The sequence below is a fragment of the Psychrobacter sp. Ps2 genome (assembly GCF_022129405.1).
GTDB lineage: Bacteria > Pseudomonadota > Gammaproteobacteria > Pseudomonadales > Moraxellaceae > Psychrobacter.
Window position 1 is genome coordinate 1 of sequence record NZ_JADQAM010000051.1, and the last position, 18,850, is coordinate 18,850.

Here is an 18,850-nt window from a genome sequence, read left to right on the forward strand (position 1 = left end):
GAGTAAGTCATGGTCATTTATACTAATAATCGTTTAGTCGATTTATTTTATAACACTTTTATGGTCAGGTGACTATACTTTTGAAACATTTTTGGATAGCGTAACCTACATTCAAGAGCTATACCTGCACCCATAACCCCTACGCAGTTTACGGTATTCACTATCGTTTGTGCTTCAGTAGAGAATATATTACCCTTGACTTCTCTTATAGACATTAAGTATTACCTTGATTCTAATATTATATTTTATATTATTAAAATAACAATAGAGCATTTAAATTAATTATTTAGATTAAAGAAAATAATCCAAATCAATATTGTTGTTATTAATGTCTTTAAACCAATGATCAATAATCTTTTTTACTACTCTAATACGGAGCTTAGCTATCATGGGGTTCGGTAAAGATGTGTCCATTAAAAGATGAGTCAGCATTAACTGAGGACCATCAGGACCATCAACTAACGGTGTAGACCTAGACATAGCACCCTTATACTCTTCTTGTGTAAACGGACTTTCCTCTACAAATTTTTGAGCTTCTTCATTCCCTTGCGCTGCTCCTTCAAGTTCTTCTAAAATAAATTGATATGCTATATCTTCGTTGAGTATTTTTAAGGAAACCATGTCATAAATCATATCGACTAATGGTGAAAATGCATCTTCTATTATGTTTTCAAACTCAATTGCTGATACTTTACCACTGCTTAATGATTGGTAATTAGTATCTGCCTCATAAAGCTCTTTATAGTATCTACCAACTTTTATCGCAGTCGTTGGTAAGTCGTCATTTATAGGATCCCAAGTATAAGAGTAAATAAATGATCTACAAAACTGTGGTGTTACGGTTTCTCGACAAATAATACGACATTCCTCTTCGTTTTGTATATTGTCAATTAATGCATAATATAGTGCTTCATAAATAGAAGTACCTCTTTTTGCTGATGCAGTTATAACACTTCCAATTGTGTCTTCAAAAGATTCATCATATTTTTTGATAAAATCAATCGCATGCTCCCAAGATTTTTTTTGAAATTCTACTTGTTCTTCTTTGGAAATATCATTTCCTATATGAGCCATCATGGTAAAGTGTGATTGGTTAGCTATATCAAAATCACTTTTAGTACGTAGTCCTTGATGGTACAGTCCCGCTACAGATAATCTATGTGCATAAGCAATAGGCATCATAAGCTGTGGTTGATGCGTTTTTGAGCTTTTAACAAAGTTATCTATATCTCGGTTAACAGCTTGAAAGAATTCTAACTTATCATTGTTATTACTAATATCCACAAGTCCTATCAAAGGAGTTGGTTGTATTTTCTTTTTAAAAAAACCAAACATAATATATTTTCTCTCAAGTCAATCTATATGGATATACTATTTGTTATATAGTGTATTAAATACAAAAATGTTATAAGTTAAAATAACTCAACAGATATCCTCAATTATCATGACTTACTCCCTAGACTATCGCAAACAAGTTCTTAAAAGCTTAGCAGATGGCATGACCTTTGCCGAGGCAGCCTCTTTTTATGACATTAGTCCAACCACCATTCAAAAGTGGAAGAAACGGCTGCATAGTAAGAGCACTCGCAATGTTACGCCATCAAAAATACCGGATGATGCCCTACGCAAAGACGTTGAGCGTTACCCTGATGACTATCACTATGAGAGAGCAAGACGGTTCAACTGTACTGCCCCAGCCATTTGTGAGGCTTTAAAACGTCTTGGCATCAGTCAAAAAAAAGACCTTAGAGCATCCAAAAGCTTGCCCAATAAAGAGAGCGGAGTATCAGAGTAAGCTTGATAACTTTAAACAGCAAGGCTATCCCATTGTCTATATGGACGAAAGTGGCTTTGAGGCTGAAACCATTCGTCCTTATGGCTATGCACCGATAGGTAAACCCTGTATCGACAGCTACAACTGGCAGGCAAAAAAGCGAACCAACGTCATTGGTGCTCTATATAAAAAGATGCTGTTTGCGCTGGATTACTTTGAGCAGAACATTAACAGTAATATATTCTATCAGTGGTGCAAACAGACACTAATCCCAAGTCTTAAAACCAAATGCGTGATTGTGATGGATAACGCCAGATTTCATAAGAGCAAGCGCATTCAAAAACTACTGAACAGGCATGGTCATCGTATTCTATGGCTGCCGCCGTACAGCCCAGACTTAAACCCTATCGAGAAGAAGTGGGCTCAAGTGAAGTTTTTACGCCAAGGCTGGATGGAAAATGACTTATCTAAATTGTTTTATGATATTTGTTCTAGCCATAACACTTTTGCTTTGAACTGACTATACCCATAAATAGCAGCAGTTTTAATAACATATAAGGTTCAAAACTCTATTTCATCTTTTCCTTTGAGTATCGACTTATAAATAACTAGATATAGTGAGTCTTTTATAAATACTTAGATTAACACATGAAGTGCAATTTCAAAGAGCAGGTGAAAAGGAGGCTTAGATCCGCTAGCATCAAAGCTACTATCCACCGCCAAAGTGAGATTGCAACCATGAGCTATACAGATCTAAGCCTAGGGGAACGATATCAGATTTATGCCCTTAAAGGGGCACAACATAGTATTAAATTTATAATGGAAGCATTAAACAGAAGTCCAGGCACCATATCAAACCCCAACTCTGAGCTACCCACCTAGTAAAGTCCTAAAAAAATAATAACCTCTTAGAGCTATATTAGTTGTAGCTTTAAGAGGTTTTTTTGTGCTTAAAATAATCTGAAATATTTAAAGTCTATAACCATTCTACAATTTTGAGCACCATGACATTAAAGTGTTTGACACCTAAGTCATTATTATATAACATGAATTATATTCACTAATTAGTAAATAAACATGAAAAATATTAACTTTAAGCCAAGGCAAAAACTCATAGTTCCATGTAAAAGTACTTTACTTGTACATCGTTATGCTGAGACGGCTTTATCTGTTTGGCAGAGATTTAAACCTGAGCCTACCTACGTCAATATGGAATGTATTAATAAGTTCTATCGACCGCCACTTCGATTGATTGAAGGAGGAGATAATGCTTTTTATTTCTGCAATGAGTTCCAGAGGATTAGTCAGGTTTTAAGGTTAGAGAGTGATAGTGATTACCCGTGTTTAATTACGCCTGAAAGTATTAAAGATGTTCAGAAGCTGGCATGGATGGAAGTTATAAATTTAACGTTCTCGAAGGATATTCATCACCCTGATTTGTTTAATGCACTTAAAGGTACTGCACCTCAAAGCGTCATATGCCAACTAATGGGTATTAGATATCTGACTATAAAAGGCTATTGCCATTTTGCAGGTATCAGTCAGAGTAGTTATGAATATCAACAATGTAAATTTGCACTGGAAGAGCGTGTTCTAGGTATTCCTAAAAATATGAACTGGCTGAGTGATGTACCCTAATGAATATAAAGCAGTTTGATCACAGCGAATTACAGAAGGTTTTAGATCAGCTAGTACCACTTGATTCACCGCACTATATTAAAGTGCAAAATCTAATTATTAACCTTATTCAGATTAAACCTAGCTTTTGCCTTTACGTTGGTGAACATGCCAGCCTAGTTATGCCAGTATTTACATCGTCTGAATGTGAAACTATCGTAAGGTCAGTCATCAAGAGAAAAAAGATTGAGGATTGGGCAGTCACTTATATGCTGGTCTTGTTTTACCAGAAGTATGGTCAAGCACATATTGATAATGAAGCATGGCAGTTTATGAGTGCATATCTGCAAGTCATCATTATGATCGCCGTACGTAAGGATGACCACTCCGCCAAAGTCAATCAGCTAAGTGTGCGTCTAAGGATGGGTTTAAAGGACAATAACCCACAATCTGAGATTGTTAAAAAATTGATTAGTATTAATGCTCAACATGCTTCACTCACAGATGTATTAGCGGCGTTACGTCAATACGAAGCCCAAATCGGAAATGATGAAAAGTTAGGCAGGATCGTTAATAAAAAGCTGGCTGGTAAAATTAGCCAGATCAGACTTGCTTATGAAGTGGTTGCAGAGAACAAAGCGTTTGTAGGTAAAACCTATAGCAATTCACAAAACAATGATCTTAATAAAGAACACGCTAATAAGCGATACCTAGATAGTGATGATGAGCCAATACGAGTCACAATATTTGGCAGACCCCATAAAAATGATAACGTGGCGGACGCTGAAAATATTGCTGATGATGACCCGCCTGCGCTCCTAGACAATGATTTTAAACCCTCCAGTACAACCGCTAAATCTTCAGAACTACAGCAATGGAAGCTAAAAAATAATTATCGACATGCCCGCCGTAATCAGTTTTATTTTCCTACCAACCTACGTCAACTAAGCCTACTAAGCTATCAAGTGCTATTTGCTCGGGTGTGGCAGCTTTTTATTATTGTCAGTTATAAGCAGCGTCAGGTTTATGCGGTCATATTACTATCACTATTAAGTGGTCGGAAGATCCAAGACGTAATTTATGAGTTAGAACTGGATAAAAGTCAGCGCAAGTGGTTGAGTCATGATAACGGTTCGGCTGCTGATAGTTATGCTATGAGTAATACTATTAACGTAACTTCGAATCGTAGGAGCCACTTATTACCGCATCGTCAAAGCCATGATAATGAATTTAAATTACCTCTGCCAGCTAGGCTACAAGCAGTTATTGAAAATAAGTTTTTGGTGGATAGTGATGAAGTATCTGAAGTGCTGGCAAGCTTAAAAACGCAACTAGAGCTACCAGTGTTATCAAATCAGCATATTGACGCTTGTTTATATACAGTTATAAAGAATGAGCTGCAAGAGCCATTACATGCCGACATGATTACTGGGGTTGACGTGAAACACAGCTCGCCCTTGTATTACACCAGTATTGAGACGATAAGCTTAGAGAGGACCTACTACAGCGCTATACAGCTATTGACTGAATACTGTACTGCAGACAGCCAAGGTGAGCTGCGACAGCTTAGTATGTCTAGCACCAAAAGCAATCGATATAAAAAATATATCGGTAGTGACATGACTTTGAATACTGATATCTGTCAAAAGTTTTTTGATGAGCTTGCTGAGGCAGCTGAGAGTTATAACGGTCGATTAAAGCGGAACGTAAGCATAAGGCAGGACCGTTATATTGAGCAGTTTAATGCTTATAGTGTCTGGCTATGGCACATCATCTTTATTCAGACTGGGATTAGACCTGTAAAGCATGCGCCTGGGCTTTTAAATCAATTTGATTTTAGGCAGCGGCTGTTATGGGTGTCGGATAAAGAAGAGCGTCATGGACAAGGGCAGGGAAGGCTTATTCCTCTTAGTGATTTCTTAATCACAGCTATTCAGAATTATATTGAATATATCAAGCAATTTGCGGTCATGCATAATTCTATATATCCCAATGATCAATTTCCTATAAATAACGTTTTCAACTCTAGTCAGCCACTCATTCAGCTATTTAGTCAAAATCCCAAAGGGTTTGCCGGTATTACGCCTAGTAAGGTTCGCTATCAGATAAAACATTTTTTTAGTCACCAAGATAATTGGCTAAGACATCAATTACGTTCACTACTAACGAATAGGTCTCCTGAGCATTTGATCTGCGCTTTATATGGTCATGAACATCCCGATCAGGAAGCTATGCATCCAATGTCGTCATTATCCATTAATGAGCTAAAAGAATTATCCGCTGACTTAGATAAAGTTGCTATTCGGCTTAACCTACGACAAGTTAAGGTGAATATATATGGATAATGCGGTTGCCCATCAGTTAAGAGAAGAAAATAAAAGTAAAAGTCATGAAGCTATCAAAAATGAGGCTAAGGTTTTGATAGCTTCGTATGTTGATGACAATCACATACCCACAGGGACAGATCTAACTGAATATTATCAAGCTATCGATAGTGTACTTGAAATGCATTTTGATACTGCGCATACCTATTATCTAGCTAGACAAGGGTTTTTAGAATATATACGGAGTTATAACAAAGCTCATGAACTGAATCTAGATGAACCAGTTGTGCCAGTCATAGCAGAGCGCGATAATTTAACAATATCTTATGATTGGATGGTGAATGGCACTCAAGTGAGTCATGCTAGCCAGCAGATGATTGAAATATGGCAACGAAAAAAAAGGTTCTCAAACAATGATTTTATTGAGTCGGCGCTCTACTGTAGCGTGATGTACGGGGGATTAGATGACATAGATGTGTTAAAAGCACTTTATCAATGGCTCCTAGGCGAACGTGAGATATACCAATTGCAGGTACCAGCAACTGATGAGTTACCAGGTTCAGGTATCGACCATGAGAGTTTGGCGCTAATCTTGCTAAGTATTGATGATGACAATTACGGTTGTTCTCATACGCAAGGTCATACTTCAGGGGATATATCTGATACAAGCTTACAGCGCTATGTCGAGTACATACCTGACGATATGACACTTTGCTTTTTATATGCGCTAAAAGATAAAAAGTTAAAAAAAGAAGGTGTGAAATCGTTTGAAACCATTATTAATGAGATTTGTAAGAAGCTAAAACTACAGAATAAAGATAAAAGTAAACCACATTTATCACAATTAATAAAATACGCTGACTATCATTGGCGGCAGATGAAGGGGGGCGATATAGACACTGCGCTGGCTATTGTTAGACAGGGCAGGATTAAAACGACGGGCTTAACTACAAATAAGCTTATTAATTATAATCAAGAGGTGTTTAAATCAAACCCACAGCCGCTTACTTGGTCAGAGTTGTTTGTAGCAAGTTATTCGGGATCAGACAAAAAAAGCACCAATAGTAGGGATTATCCAAGCTTTAGTAAGAATCTTATTAAAGAGGTTCAAGATGCCCTTAAAGGTAGTAAAGCATCCGCTATTATACAAGTAGAGCTGTTACAGCAGGAGTTAACCCAACCCAACGCCATGCGTCTTTTAGGATGGGTAAAGAGCTTATTGAATGATAGCAATAACAGGTTAGATACCATCAGTAAATATCTGGGATGTATTGGTCGGGATTGGCTGATGCTAACAATGGATGAGGAGCTTGATGAATGGTCTGATGAAGACTTTGAAGCTGTATATGAGGAGATTATTCAAAGTAAGATTAAGGATGGAAGAAAGCATTCTATTTTGCACAAAGACTCAGGCTTTGGTGAAGGCAATCTAGATACGGATGATGATTTAGTTGGCTGTGCAGACGATGTGTTAAGTCAAGGTAGTCTCAATGTCTTGAATAATGAGCATCTAAGCAAAAATAAAGTTTCATATCTGGATAAGCTCAAAGATACTCAAAAATTTACTTACGGCAGACTACGAGCTTTTCATGATTATCAGCGAACACACTACGATGCTCCATATGTGTATTTTCCATGGGGTAATAAACGCCAAGTGGTAAATGCTAACATGATATCGCCTCGGATATATCATGCGATGAAAGAATATATAGTTAACTCAGAGCTAGACCTTGAGCAAAAAAGATTATGTTTACTAATCTTGAGTCTTGCATACCGAACAGGAATGCGAATTAAAGAACTTATCGGTATTAAAGTCGGTGATATAGCAGATATCTATACTGATGAGCATGGACAAAGAATAGAGCAGCCACAAATATGGCTAAGACCAAATCGCTATCGGAGATTGAAAAGTAGCAGCGCAAGTCGCCTTATAGCGGTTAACTGCCTACTTAAGAAAGACGAGCTAAAACAATTTACTCAGTTATATCGTCAGCAGAAAAGATTGAAGCGTCGTTACTTGTTTTCTCAAGGTTCAGGTGATCAGCCGTTACCCAGTGTGGTTTTTAGTAATCTCATGAAGTTAATTTGGGATAGATTGCTAGGAGAGCACGACTTCACATTTCATAGCTTTCGGCATACAGCTATTAGTCAGCAGGCGTTAGTATTAAGTAATTCGCCATTGGCACAGGTAATGACTGATTATGATAATGAGCAGTGTGGGAGAGTTATTGAAGGTATCCTTGGCTATCACAAGTATCAAGGCACTTGGTTTGGGCTAGCTAGCTTGGCAGGGCATTTAACGTGCGACACAACCTTCGAGCATTATATTCATACTGCTCATCTGCTGGCAGGGGAGCGGCTGAGTAACGCTTGCTTGGAGCTACCTATAACAGTTTTAGAGCTAATAACAGGACTAGATTACTCTATCATTTATAGGCAAGACAAAACTGCCTATGATGCAACGACAAAGACGGTGCAGTTAGATAAGATAAGATCATACTTTCTTAAAAAAATAGCTGTTAATAGAACTCCATTATTTAAGAATATAGATGAACCTAATAGCAATGCTATCCAGCAACTGTTAAACCGTAACTTAAATGGATTTAATGAGTCGAATATAAATTCAATTTTCATTCATCCTAAATATGCAGACGTCATAGGTTTTCTGGAGGAATTGCAGAAGTTAAGCATAAACTCTCGAGATGAGATGTTACCTGAGACTGCTATTAGACATGGCATAAATCTGACTGAAGCTCAGTCTATGTATCATCGCGCTAGAAAGATATTTGATGATGATAGGTTGTTATTAGGTAGACCTAGAGGTAGTGAAAATCAGGCAACGTTAATTAGAGCATTAAATAGAGCGTATCAGATGTCTATAAACAATCCCGACCAGTTGAAATTATTTATTAAGATATTTATTTTAAAACAAAATCTTAAACCTGCATCAATACATTTTGGCATCAAGCAAGAGCAATTACAGCTATTGCTTGATTTCATGGCGGTAGGCTGTCAGCTTATTGATTCATCCCAATGGCAGATTAGAGCATCAAGTAAACAAGCCGTTATTGATCTAAAAAAGAGCCTTAGAATTGATAAGCAAGTAAGAATAGGGTCGCGTCAAAATTTTCACGGGTACGATGTACGCGTCATAGAAAAGAAGCGTAAAAGGTCTGATAAAAATATGGCTAAGACGGATAATTATGACGCTTCATCAGGTGTATTGAGATACCTAGGTTATCTGTTGATGGTGTTGGTGGAATTCTAAAGGCTATAGATTTTGTTTGGTTTATATATGCAAATATATGACAAGTGAAGTGTTTCTTTATATAAGTTGTTTTATAAAATCGCTTTGTGTCATGCCAGCATGCTGACAATAGAAAGACTCTATTGAGTTTAAGGCTTCTCTTAATTGCCGCTGTGACACTTGGATATACTGTAGGGTAACATCATCGCTTGATTTAGCTTCACGATGATTGAGCAAGCGTTTAAGGACTGGATAGCTGATGCTAGAGTGATTAGCTACCGTTCCAAAAGTGCGGCGCAAATCATGTGGCGTAATATACAAGTTTGCTTGATTACCTATGGTTTTGTAACTGCCGCTTAAATCTTTTATATGATCATCGCTGGCTTGCAAGTCACTCGGAAATACCCATCGCTTGCCAGCGCTTAATCTGAATCTTTCTTTAAGCAGAGCCTGTAAAATATCACTAGTAGGCATATGATAATCAGAACCGTTTTTTGTATCTTTGAATACTATTCTGCCAGCTTTAAGGTCGACGTCAGACCACTTTAAGGGCTGTGCTTCATTTAAACGCACACCAGTGAACATAAAAAGCAGCATGATATCTCGTGCATTATTGCTATGGGGCGCTTGCATGTGTGAGCTTCTATCAACATAATTTAAAAGTGTTTTGAGGTACATACCTAAATATTCTTCTTCAACATGTCTAGTACGCGGCTTAACTATATTCCAATCTTTCTTGGCGTTAAGTATGCGTACTGGTTGCTCTTTAATTAAAAAGTCTTCGTTATCATCTAAAAAGCTATCACGGCAATAATTCCAAACTGACCTTAGAGCTCTCATAGTTGCGTTAGCCTGAGCTTCACTATGTTTACTTATCTCTTTATGCTTATCACTTACCATTGACTTAGATATATCGTTTAAGGATACATCTAGCCAGTCTTCCAGCTTCTGTAGTATTTGACGATCATAAGTGGTAATAGTGCCTTTAGCTAAACTAGTCTTTGCTGATTTAAAGTAGGTATATGCATCTCTCAGTGTTGGTACATTATTAGTCTTATCTTTAGTGTCTTCCAAGATCTCATGAAGCCCGTCATAAACATGCATACCTTTTTTTATGTTTGCCATCATTATGCTGGCTTTCTCACGCGCTTCGGTTAGCGTAATCAAGTGCGTTTCTTCTACTTCGTCTCTATACAGCTTTCCATTGATGCGCTTATGTAATGTATAGCGCTTTGACTGCTTGCCTACACGTAGCGCAAAACCAGTTAGTACATCGTCCATATAGGTTTCAGTGCCTTTATCGGTATAGTCTACTGAATCAACAAGTTTTTTGGTAAGTTTAGCTTTCATATATCACCCATGTAGCAGTATATAACCATAGTGTTATTAGTCATCATACTTTAATTACTACAAGGATCAAAGTATCAAGATAGTATCAAAAAATTAATTACATCAATGTATTTACATAAAATTTAAGCAATAAAAAACCCTTACAAGCCAATGCTTATAAGGGTTTGAATTTGGTGGGCCCAGTAGGACTTGAACCTACGACCAAAGGATTATGAGTCCTCTGCTCTAACCAACTGAGCTATGGGCCCTAACGTTAGACGCACAATGATACCTGATTTTTTTAATTTTTCAAGCAAAAGATAGGCAGTAATCAAGATATTTTTTATTGAACCATACTTTTGTATTACAGGTGACCACCAGCTATGGTTAGACTACGACCTCCATCCACGGTGATGATCTCTCCTGTGACATAATTTGCCTGCACAAGATACAGTACGCTATGAGCAATCTCATCAGGTTGGCCTATTCGCCGCATAGGGATAGCATCGATGATACTTTGTTGCTGCTCATTATCAATAGCTTGGTCGCTAGTAGGGTCGGGCAAAATGTTGACTCCAGGAGCAACCCCGTTGACCCTTACTTCAGGTGCCATCTCTAGCGCTAGCGACTGTACCATCATTCGATGCGCAGCCTTTGCCATGTTGTAGACAGTGTAGTTATTAAACGGTCTATCATGCGCGTGTATGTCCAATAAGCTAATAATGCAGCCTTGTTGTTGCCTAAGATAAGGTAATAGGGCTTGGCTCAGTAATAAAGGGGCCTTGGCATTGGTCAAAAGCAACTCATCCCACTGTGCATGATTGATACTACCGAGTGGGCTAGGATAAAACCGTGAGGCATTATGCACCAGTACATCAAGCTGTCCAAACGCCTCTACGATATTTTTAACAAAGCTGTCTAAAGCTGTTTTATCATTAACTATTGTCAAGTCAGCAACGATAACTTTTGCACTATTAGCACGGATGTCGTTCAGATAGTCAGCTAAGTCATTAGCGTTTTGTTCACTACGGTGACAATGAATAATGACGCGGTAACCTTGCCTATGAGCTGCTTTAACAATAGCCGCCCCAATACGCCTAGCACTACCTGTGACAAGCATCACTGGCGCTTGGTTATTCATATTTTCTGCTTGGTAGGCATTAGTTTCTTGGTCCATAGCAATACTACTTTTTTCTCTAGTGCGCTTGTCTATATCATTGTTGCGCTTGCAAGTGTTCAATCCTGCTTTGGCGTAAGGCTGCACCAATAGCGGGGCCTTTAAGGTTTGGCGTAATGTCAGTCATACCGATGGCGTGAAAGCTATTTAGTGCTAACATCATTTGGCGATGCTGTGTTGCTAGCTGTAACACATGACTGCACACTAGCAGTTGAGAGAGCTTATCAGGCTCCTTATGTGCACCGCAGGCTTGGATTAGATCGATTTTTTCAGACGCATTTAGGCTGTTTATTGTGCTTAGTTTGTCTGCTTGCTGAGTGAATAAAGTCGCAAACTGAGTATGTATTTTTGGGACTTTGGCTTTATTACCGATAGCGTTAATATTTTTTATAGCGGTTGATACGTTAGACGTAGACTCAGAGTTTTCGCTATTAAATAGTGATAAAGACAGGCTAGTCATTAGTAGCGCCCAGCGCTGTGATAGGTTTAAGTGCATCTGTCCTGCAAAATATAATGCAGTCTGAACTGTTTCCCTTATTTGAGCATCATCCCAAGCGTTATGCAAAGGCGCGAAATACTCTGTGAGTGCACCAATTTCAAACAGTTTTTGCCAATAGACTTGCGGTGATAGTTGCATAGTCGCACGGCTTGACTCTTGCCAGATACGCTCGGCGCTCAAGTGAGCCAGCTCTCCTGTATCAACCAATTGACGCATCAGCGTTAAAGTGTCATCCGCGATGGTAAAGCCCAAATCGTAGTAACGGCTATAGAAGCGTACTGTTCGAAGTACACGTAATGGGTCTTCATTAAAAGCACTGGACACATGACGCAATGTCTTACTTTTTAAGTCTTGTAGTCCGCCATAGTAGTCGATGACTTGTCCATTAATCGGGGTATCATCGGTTAAGCTGGTAACTTCGATTGCCATCGCGTTGATGGTTAAATCACGACGGCGCAAGTCATCCTCTAGACTAACATCAGGGCTGGCATGTACGCTAAAGCCTTTGTAGCCTGAGCCTTGCTTGCGCTCTGTACGTGCTAATGCATACTCTTCATGACTGGTCGGATGCAAAAACACAGGAAAGTCAGCGCCCACTTGTTGAAACCCTGCATCAATCATCTCTGCCAAAGTAGCGCCAACGACGACAAAGTCCTTGTCCTTGATAGGGCGTTTAAGCAGTCGATCGCGTACAGCACCGCCTACGAGGTAAATTTGCATAGAAGCCTCTTGTTATTATCGAGCTTTATATTGCTAGCCCAATTTTTATAAATCAAAAAAACAGCCAATGCTCTATAAGTTGCATTGACTGGTTTTAGTATAGCAGAAGGGCTCTGTCAATGGATGACAGAGCCCTTCTTAATATAGTCAATCCTCTATAAATTGAGTATGGTGTCAGCCTCGCTCAGTCTACTACTCGTAGTACTTTCACTCGGCTTCCTTGCATCCAAATTAACTTGAACCGACTACAGTGCATTCATACTGGGTATGATATATGACTATTTTTCGTTTTCTAGGTCTTGCGCTTCAGTAACGGTCAATGCAGTCATGTTGACGATACCACGTGCTGTCGCTGATGGCGTCAAAATGTGTACCGGCTTATTAGTACCCAATAAGATAGGGCCAATAGAAGCACTGCCAGTCGCTGTTTTAAGCAGGTTGAAAGCGATGTTTGAGGCATCAAGGGTTGGCAAGATAAGCAAGTTCGCTGCACCTTTTAACGGGCTTGATGGCATATCGTTTAGACGAATATTTTCGTTAAGCGCAGCATCTCCTTGCATTTCGCCTTCAAATTCAAAGTCGACGTTCATATTGGTCAATAGCTCATGAACCTTACGCATTTTGACAGCGCTAGCACGATCTGAAGCACCAAAGTTAGAATGAGATACTAGCGCAACGCGTGGCGTGATACCAAAGCGACGTAGCTGATCCGTTGCCAAGACAGTCATTTCAGCCAATTGCTCAGCTGTTGGGTCTTCATGGACATAAGTATCAGCGATAAAGATGTTACGATCTTGCATGAGTACGGCATTCATTGCATAGAAGTCGTTCATACCTTGTTTTTTGCCAATGACGCTTTCAACGTATTTTAAATGCAATTGGTAATGGCCAAAGGTACCACATACCATGCCATCTGCCGCACCATTTTCGACCAGTAAAGAACCAATCAAAGTCGTCTTACGGCGAACATCACGACGAGCAAGCTCGATGCTTACACCGCGGCGTTTGTTTTTCTCGTAGTAGCCCTGCCAGTAGTCTTTGTAGCGAGGATCGTCATCAACGTTGACAATGGTAATATTCTCGCCAGCTTTTAGACGTAGGCCTAGCTTTTTGATATTGGCTTCGATAACTGACGGGCGACCAACCAAGATAGGTTGTGCTAGCTTCTCATCAACGACGACTTGCACAGCAAGCAAGATATTGTTGTCTTCACCTTCACAGTATACGATACGTTTTGGATCGGCTTTAGCACGAGCAAAGATTGGCTTCATTACAAACGCTGAGTTATAAACAAACTCAGACAGACGCTGACGATAGGCTTGCATGTCATCGATCGGTAGCGTGGCAACGCCTGAATCCATCGCTGCTTTGGCAACAGCAGATGCGATTTCAATGATTAGATTTGGCTCTAGAGGGCCTGGGATTAAGTAGTCACGACCAAAGCTCTGCATCTTTTCGATGTTTCTAGCGCTGGTAGTTGGAGTGGCTTCGACGTGTGCCATCGCAGCGATTGCTTTTACGCAAGCGACTTTCATCTCTTCGTTAACAGTGGTCGCACCAACATCTAATGCACCGCGGAAGATATACGGGAAGCATAGCGCGTTGTTTACTTGGTTTGGATAGTCTGAGCGACCAGTTGCCATGATGACGTCTGGACGTACCGCATGTGCCAATTCTGGCATGATTTCAGGTGTTGGATTGGCAAGTGCAAAGACGATAGGGTCTTTTGCCATACGGCGAACCATATCTTCTGATAGTGTACCTGGCATTGATAAGCCTAGGAACATATCGACATCGTCCATGACTTCTTCGATAGAAGTAGCCGTGATATCACGAGCATAACGCTGTTTGGTTTCATCAAGGTTTTCACGGCTAGTACTGATGATACCGCGTGAGTCTGAAACAATAATGTTGTTCTTATTAACGCCAAGCGCGCAAATGATATCTAAGCAAGAAATGGCCGCTGCGCCTGCGCCTGAACAAACAATTTTAATCTCTTCGATTTTTTTGCCAGTAATCAACAAAGCATTTAGCATGGCTGCGGCAACAATGATTGACGTACCATGTTGGTCGTCATGGAACACAGGAATGTTCATGCGCTCACGTAGTACGCGCTCAATTTTGAAACATTCTGGTGCTTTGATGTCTTCTAGGTTGATACCACCAAAAGTAGGCTCAAGGGAGGCAACCGCTTCAATGAATTTGTCTGGATCGTTTTGAGCAATTTCAATATCAAAAACGTCGATACCTGCGAACTTCTTAAATAGAACGCCTTTACCTTCCATAACTGGTTTTGATGCCAATGGACCGATATTACCCAGACCCAATACAGCAGTACCGTTAGTGATAACACCAACTAGGTTATTACGTGCCGTGTATTTAGACGCAAGTTTCGGATCTCTCTGGATCTCAAGACAAGGTACAGCAACACCTGGAGAGTAGGCGAGTGCTAAATCACGTTGGTTGGCTAGCTGCTTAGTAGGGGTTACCGAAATTTTACCTGGGCGTGGAAACTCATGGTAATGTAAGGCAGCTTGTTCAAACTGCTCTTTTTCTGTACTGAGGTTATCCGTATTCGAAGTGGTATCGTCATTCATAATAATTGCCATGGTTGGAATAAATTGGAATAAATTAAATGGTGATAAAAAACAACGTCTAACCCTCCAAAGATCATTGAATGATAATAATTGAAAGGTATAAAAACGTTAAACGACTCACGACCATCAGAATCATGGTCGGCGATCAAAGATCAGGTCAAAAAAGCAAACTAGCTAAAATATTCATTCTAGCATTATTGCCAATTCACTGCCTAGTCAACAACGGTGAATTATGCGAATAATATAATAAAATGATATTCGTTATTTATCTTGTTGATAATGCCAAAAAATGCAGTTGTATATCAACCTAAATTTCATAATATTTCACAATATTACAGAATTGAAAGGTGCTAAGACGAGCCACTACTAAGATGAGCAGCTACTAAGACGAGCAACTGATAGGCATCTGCGGTGTATCCGGTGCAGGCGTACTGCTATCTAGATCATTAGCGATATCTTGCACGCTATAAGGGTTGGCTAATAAACGAAACACCCGATCAACTTCTTCAAACTGACCTTGCTCTGCGGCAGTAATTGCACGCTGCGCCATGCTATTACGAAGAACATAAACAGGATTGTTGGTTGTCATGTCGTTAACTACCTGCTCAAGTGACAGCTGCTCGATCTGTGCCAGATAACGTGTTGACCAGTCTTGCCATACTTGTTGCGCATCGCTGCTTAATTCAGTGGTCATAGTAGCCAGTAGCTTTTGCTCATAAGGATGATCTGCTGGTGCGACCAAACCGAGTAGGGCGCGGAAGCTATTGGTATAGTCGAGCAAGTTGTCTTCTAATAGTGTCAACCATTCAAAGGCCAAGCCGAGGCTTTCTCTTTGATGCGGTAAGCCAAGCTTGCGGCACAGACCTTGCTGATAATGCTGCATAAAGGTTGCTTCGTAAGGTGCTAGGCAGTCAGATAAAGTCTCACGAGTAACGCCTTCTAGGCGCATAAAGTGTGGCAGCCAAACGTTTAGATTCCAATGCCCAATAGCAGGCTGATTCTGATAAGCGTAGCGACCCGTATGGTCTGAGTGATTATTAATCCATGCAGGATTGAAGCGCTCCATAAAGCCAAACGGCCCGAAGTCCAAAGTACTGCCTGTGATAGATAAGTTATCTGTGTTCATGACACCGTGAGCAAAGCCAATCAATTGCCAATCAGCAATCATACGAGCCGTACGTTCAACCACTGCGGTCAAGAAGGCTAAGACAGGCGTTTCGCTATCGCGGCACTCTGGATAGTAAGTGTCAATCATATAGTCAGTGAACTCACCCAGTACATCAGGGGCAAAGCTGGCAATCCATTCGACATGACCTAAACGAATATGACTGTCTGCCACACGCATTAGTGCTGCACCTGCTTCGATACGTTCACGGCGCACTCTCGTATCAGATACCACAAACCCCAGAGCGTTAGACGAGGGGATGCCAAGCTGGGTCAATGCATGACCGCACAGGTACTCGCGAATGGTACTACGTAAGACTGCGCGTCCATCACCCATACGTGAATAGGGTGTCAAGCCAGCACCCTTAAGATGCAAGTCTTGTGGATGTCCACCATTATCGAGTACCTGCGCCATGAGTAAACCGCGTCCGTCGCCCAATTGCCCAGCCCATTGCCCAAACTGGTGACCAGCATAGGCCATTGATAGTGGTTTAAAATCAGCTGGCACGTATTGTCCGCCCAATATCTCAACCCAATTAGTCATCAGGTCTTCGTCGTTTGTCCAGCCTAACTGCTGTGCAACTTGATTATTGAAGTGACCGGCACGAGGATTGTCTAGTGGCGTCGGTGGCTGCTCATGATAAAGGCGCGTGTCTAGGTTGACGTAAGTGTTTTGATAACGCATACAGGCCGTTTCCATTAAAATATAAAAGTGAGAATGTCACTATAGCATAGCTCTCATATGGCATCGTTGCACTCTGTCCGTCTCTTGTAATATCTAGACAAAAAATAAAATTATCGGTCTTTAATTAACTGAATATGATGGATGAGATGGTTATTGTTTTTGGATTAGAGAAAGCAATGGTTCAGCCAATGTATTTGACCATTTATTATGATAATAAAATCATTAGAAGTAGCTGTAATGACATAATCGATAAAGTATAAGCAAAAAAATCCCCCTATCTAGGACGGATAGGGGGATGGAGAAGCTTCAAAATTATAAAATAAATCAGAGGTTAATTAAGCCGCTTTTTCGTTCGCGCCAATAGAGCGGAAAGCAGTTTTTAGATTGCTGTTATGCTCAAGGATTTTCTGTTCAATTTTCGCATAATCATGCTTTAGCTTATCATCAACTTCACGTAAGCGATCAGCACATTCTATTTTTTTCATTTCAATAGTTTGAGCTTTCAGTGATTGCCATTCTTCGACAGTTTGTTTAAATGCATCGTATTCAAACTTAATGCGGTCTTGGAAGCTCTTCATCGCATGAGGAAGATCAAGCCCAGTGCTTGTGGCTGTATCGATCTGCTGTTGTGCTGCTTTGAACTGCATTTGCACTTCGGCATGCTTAATAGTCGTATCATCAACAGTACGCAAATCCGTCGTTAAACCGATTTTTGATAAACCAGCAATCAACCATTTTGTTGGATCATATTGCCACCATTTCACGCCATTACGATAATCATACTGGAAGAAATGATGATAGTTATGATAACCCTCGCCCCACGTAAAGATAGCTAAGAAAAAGTTATCACGAGCACTATTAGTATCCGTATAAGGACGTGTACCAAACATATGACATAGCGAATTGATGAAGAAGGTGAAGTGATGAGTTAATACCAAGCGCAGCAAACCAGCGATCAGTAAAGTACCCCAAACATCACCAATGAGCCAACCAATAGCAGCAACCATACCAACATTCATGGCAACTACCCACAAACCATAATATTTATGCTGAATCTGTAAGACTCTGTCTTTGGTCAAATCAGGAATGTTTTTATAATCAAATTTACCGCTAGGGTAGTTGCGTAGCATCCAACCAATATGGCTGAACCAAAAACCACGCTGTGCTGAATATGGATCGTCCAAACGATCATCTACATGACGATGGTGAGTACGATGTCCAGAAACCCAATCAAACGCTGAGCCTTGTACGGCTAAGGTTGAACCTAACAATAAAAAGTTTTTGACAATAGGGTGCGCTTTGTAAGCACGGTGCGATAGCAGACGATGGTAACCCGCCGTGATACTGATACCTGTCCATACCATAAAGGCACCAAACACACCCCAAACAGGAGCGCTAACTTCATGAGTCCATAGATACCATGGCGTAATCACAGCAGCAGCAATTGGCGTCGCTACTAAAATAGCCGCTGGAATCCAGTTAATTGGTGCTTTGGTAAATTCAAACTCACGCATATCAATGCTTTGCTCTTGCGCAGAAAGATCCGCTTGCTCAGAAGCTTTCGCATAATTGCGTTTTGCAACAGGCTGCTCATCAAGCGCCATTTGCGCTTTTTTCTCATCGAAACGAGTTTTAAAACGCGTTACTTGAGTGCTGGCGGTCTTTACAAGCGTATCACCAGATTTGATAGCGAAACGTAAGCCTTTAAGCGGTAAGC

General features: G+C 40.2%; 12 protein-coding genes and 1 tRNA gene. 5 read left to right on the forward strand and 8 right to left on the reverse strand.

What is annotated here, in order from left to right; genetic code table 11:
• Positions 1 to 291: 291 nt before the first annotated feature.
• Positions 292 to 1,335: a hypothetical protein gene (locus tag I3254_RS06685; protein WP_238052187.1), complete on the reverse strand. Its 1,044-nt coding sequence runs from the start codon at positions 1,333 to 1,335 to the stop codon at positions 292 to 294.
• 109 nt (positions 1,336 to 1,444) lie between these two features.
• On the opposite strand from I3254_RS06685, the gene I3254_RS06690 reads away from it, so the two are divergent.
• From I3254_RS06690 to I3254_RS06710, 5 genes are all read left to right on the forward strand, one after another.
• A complete protein-coding gene (locus I3254_RS06690; RefSeq protein ID WP_068406626.1) occupies positions 1,445 to 1,795 on the forward strand; it encodes an IS630 transposase-related protein in 351 nt (116 codons plus the stop codon).
• Complete coding sequence (locus I3254_RS06695) at positions 1,722 to 2,294, forward strand: IS630 family transposase (protein ID WP_197488887.1); 573 nt, start codon at positions 1,722 to 1,724, stop codon at positions 2,292 to 2,294. The genes I3254_RS06690 and I3254_RS06695 overlap by 74 nt, the downstream gene beginning before the upstream one ends.
• A 557-nt stretch (positions 2,295 to 2,851) precedes the next feature.
• Positions 2,852 to 3,412 carry a hypothetical protein gene (locus tag I3254_RS06700; RefSeq protein ID WP_238052188.1) on the forward strand — a complete coding sequence of 187 codons (561 nt, stop codon included), beginning with the start codon at positions 2,852 to 2,854 and terminating at the stop codon, positions 3,410 to 3,412.
• Complete coding sequence (locus tag I3254_RS06705) at positions 3,412 to 5,736, forward strand: hypothetical protein (protein WP_238052189.1); 2,325 nt, start codon at positions 3,412 to 3,414, stop codon at positions 5,734 to 5,736. Before I3254_RS06700 ends, I3254_RS06705 begins: the two co-directional genes overlap by 1 nt.
• A complete protein-coding gene (locus I3254_RS06710; RefSeq protein WP_218690662.1) occupies positions 5,729 to 8,983 on the forward strand; it encodes a site-specific integrase in 3,255 nt (1,084 codons plus the stop codon). Before I3254_RS06705 ends, I3254_RS06710 begins: the two co-directional genes overlap by 8 nt.
• 57 nt (positions 8,984 to 9,040) lie before the next feature.
• On the opposite strand, the gene I3254_RS06715 is transcribed toward I3254_RS06710, so the two are convergent.
• The 7 genes from I3254_RS06715 to I3254_RS06745 form a co-directional block, all read right to left on the reverse strand.
• The gene (locus I3254_RS06715) at positions 9,041 to 10,312 is read right to left on the reverse strand and encodes a tyrosine-type recombinase/integrase (RefSeq protein WP_238052190.1); all 1,272 of its coding nucleotides are present in this window, start codon (positions 10,310 to 10,312) and stop codon (positions 9,041 to 9,043) included.
• A gap of 171 nt (positions 10,313 to 10,483) precedes the next feature.
• Positions 10,484 to 10,560, reverse strand: a tRNA-Ile gene (locus I3254_RS06720).
• 95 nt (positions 10,561 to 10,655) lie between these two features.
• A complete protein-coding gene (locus tag I3254_RS06725; RefSeq protein ID WP_238052191.1) occupies positions 10,656 to 11,468 on the reverse strand; it encodes a pteridine reductase in 813 nt (270 codons plus the stop codon).
• Between the two features lie 37 nt (positions 11,469 to 11,505).
• Positions 11,506 to 12,687 (reverse strand): tRNA nucleotidyltransferase, encoded by a 1,182-nt coding sequence (locus I3254_RS06730; RefSeq protein WP_238052192.1) that lies wholly within the window; start codon positions 12,685 to 12,687, stop codon positions 11,506 to 11,508.
• A gap of 278 nt (positions 12,688 to 12,965) precedes the next feature.
• Complete coding sequence (locus I3254_RS06735) at positions 12,966 to 15,284, reverse strand: NADP-dependent malic enzyme (protein ID WP_160021186.1); 2,319 nt, start codon at positions 15,282 to 15,284, stop codon at positions 12,966 to 12,968.
• 382 nt (positions 15,285 to 15,666) lie between these two features.
• Positions 15,667 to 17,133 carry a protein adenylyltransferase SelO family protein gene (locus I3254_RS06740; protein ID WP_238052193.1) on the reverse strand — a complete coding sequence of 489 codons (1,467 nt, stop codon included), beginning with the start codon at positions 17,131 to 17,133 and terminating at the stop codon, positions 15,667 to 15,669.
• 335 nt (positions 17,134 to 17,468) lie between these two features.
• The gene (locus I3254_RS06745) at positions 17,469 to 18,647 is read right to left on the reverse strand and encodes a fatty acid desaturase (RefSeq protein ID WP_179799003.1); all 1,179 of its coding nucleotides are present in this window, start codon (positions 18,645 to 18,647) and stop codon (positions 17,469 to 17,471) included.
• Between the last annotated feature and the right edge of the window lie 203 nt (positions 18,648 to 18,850).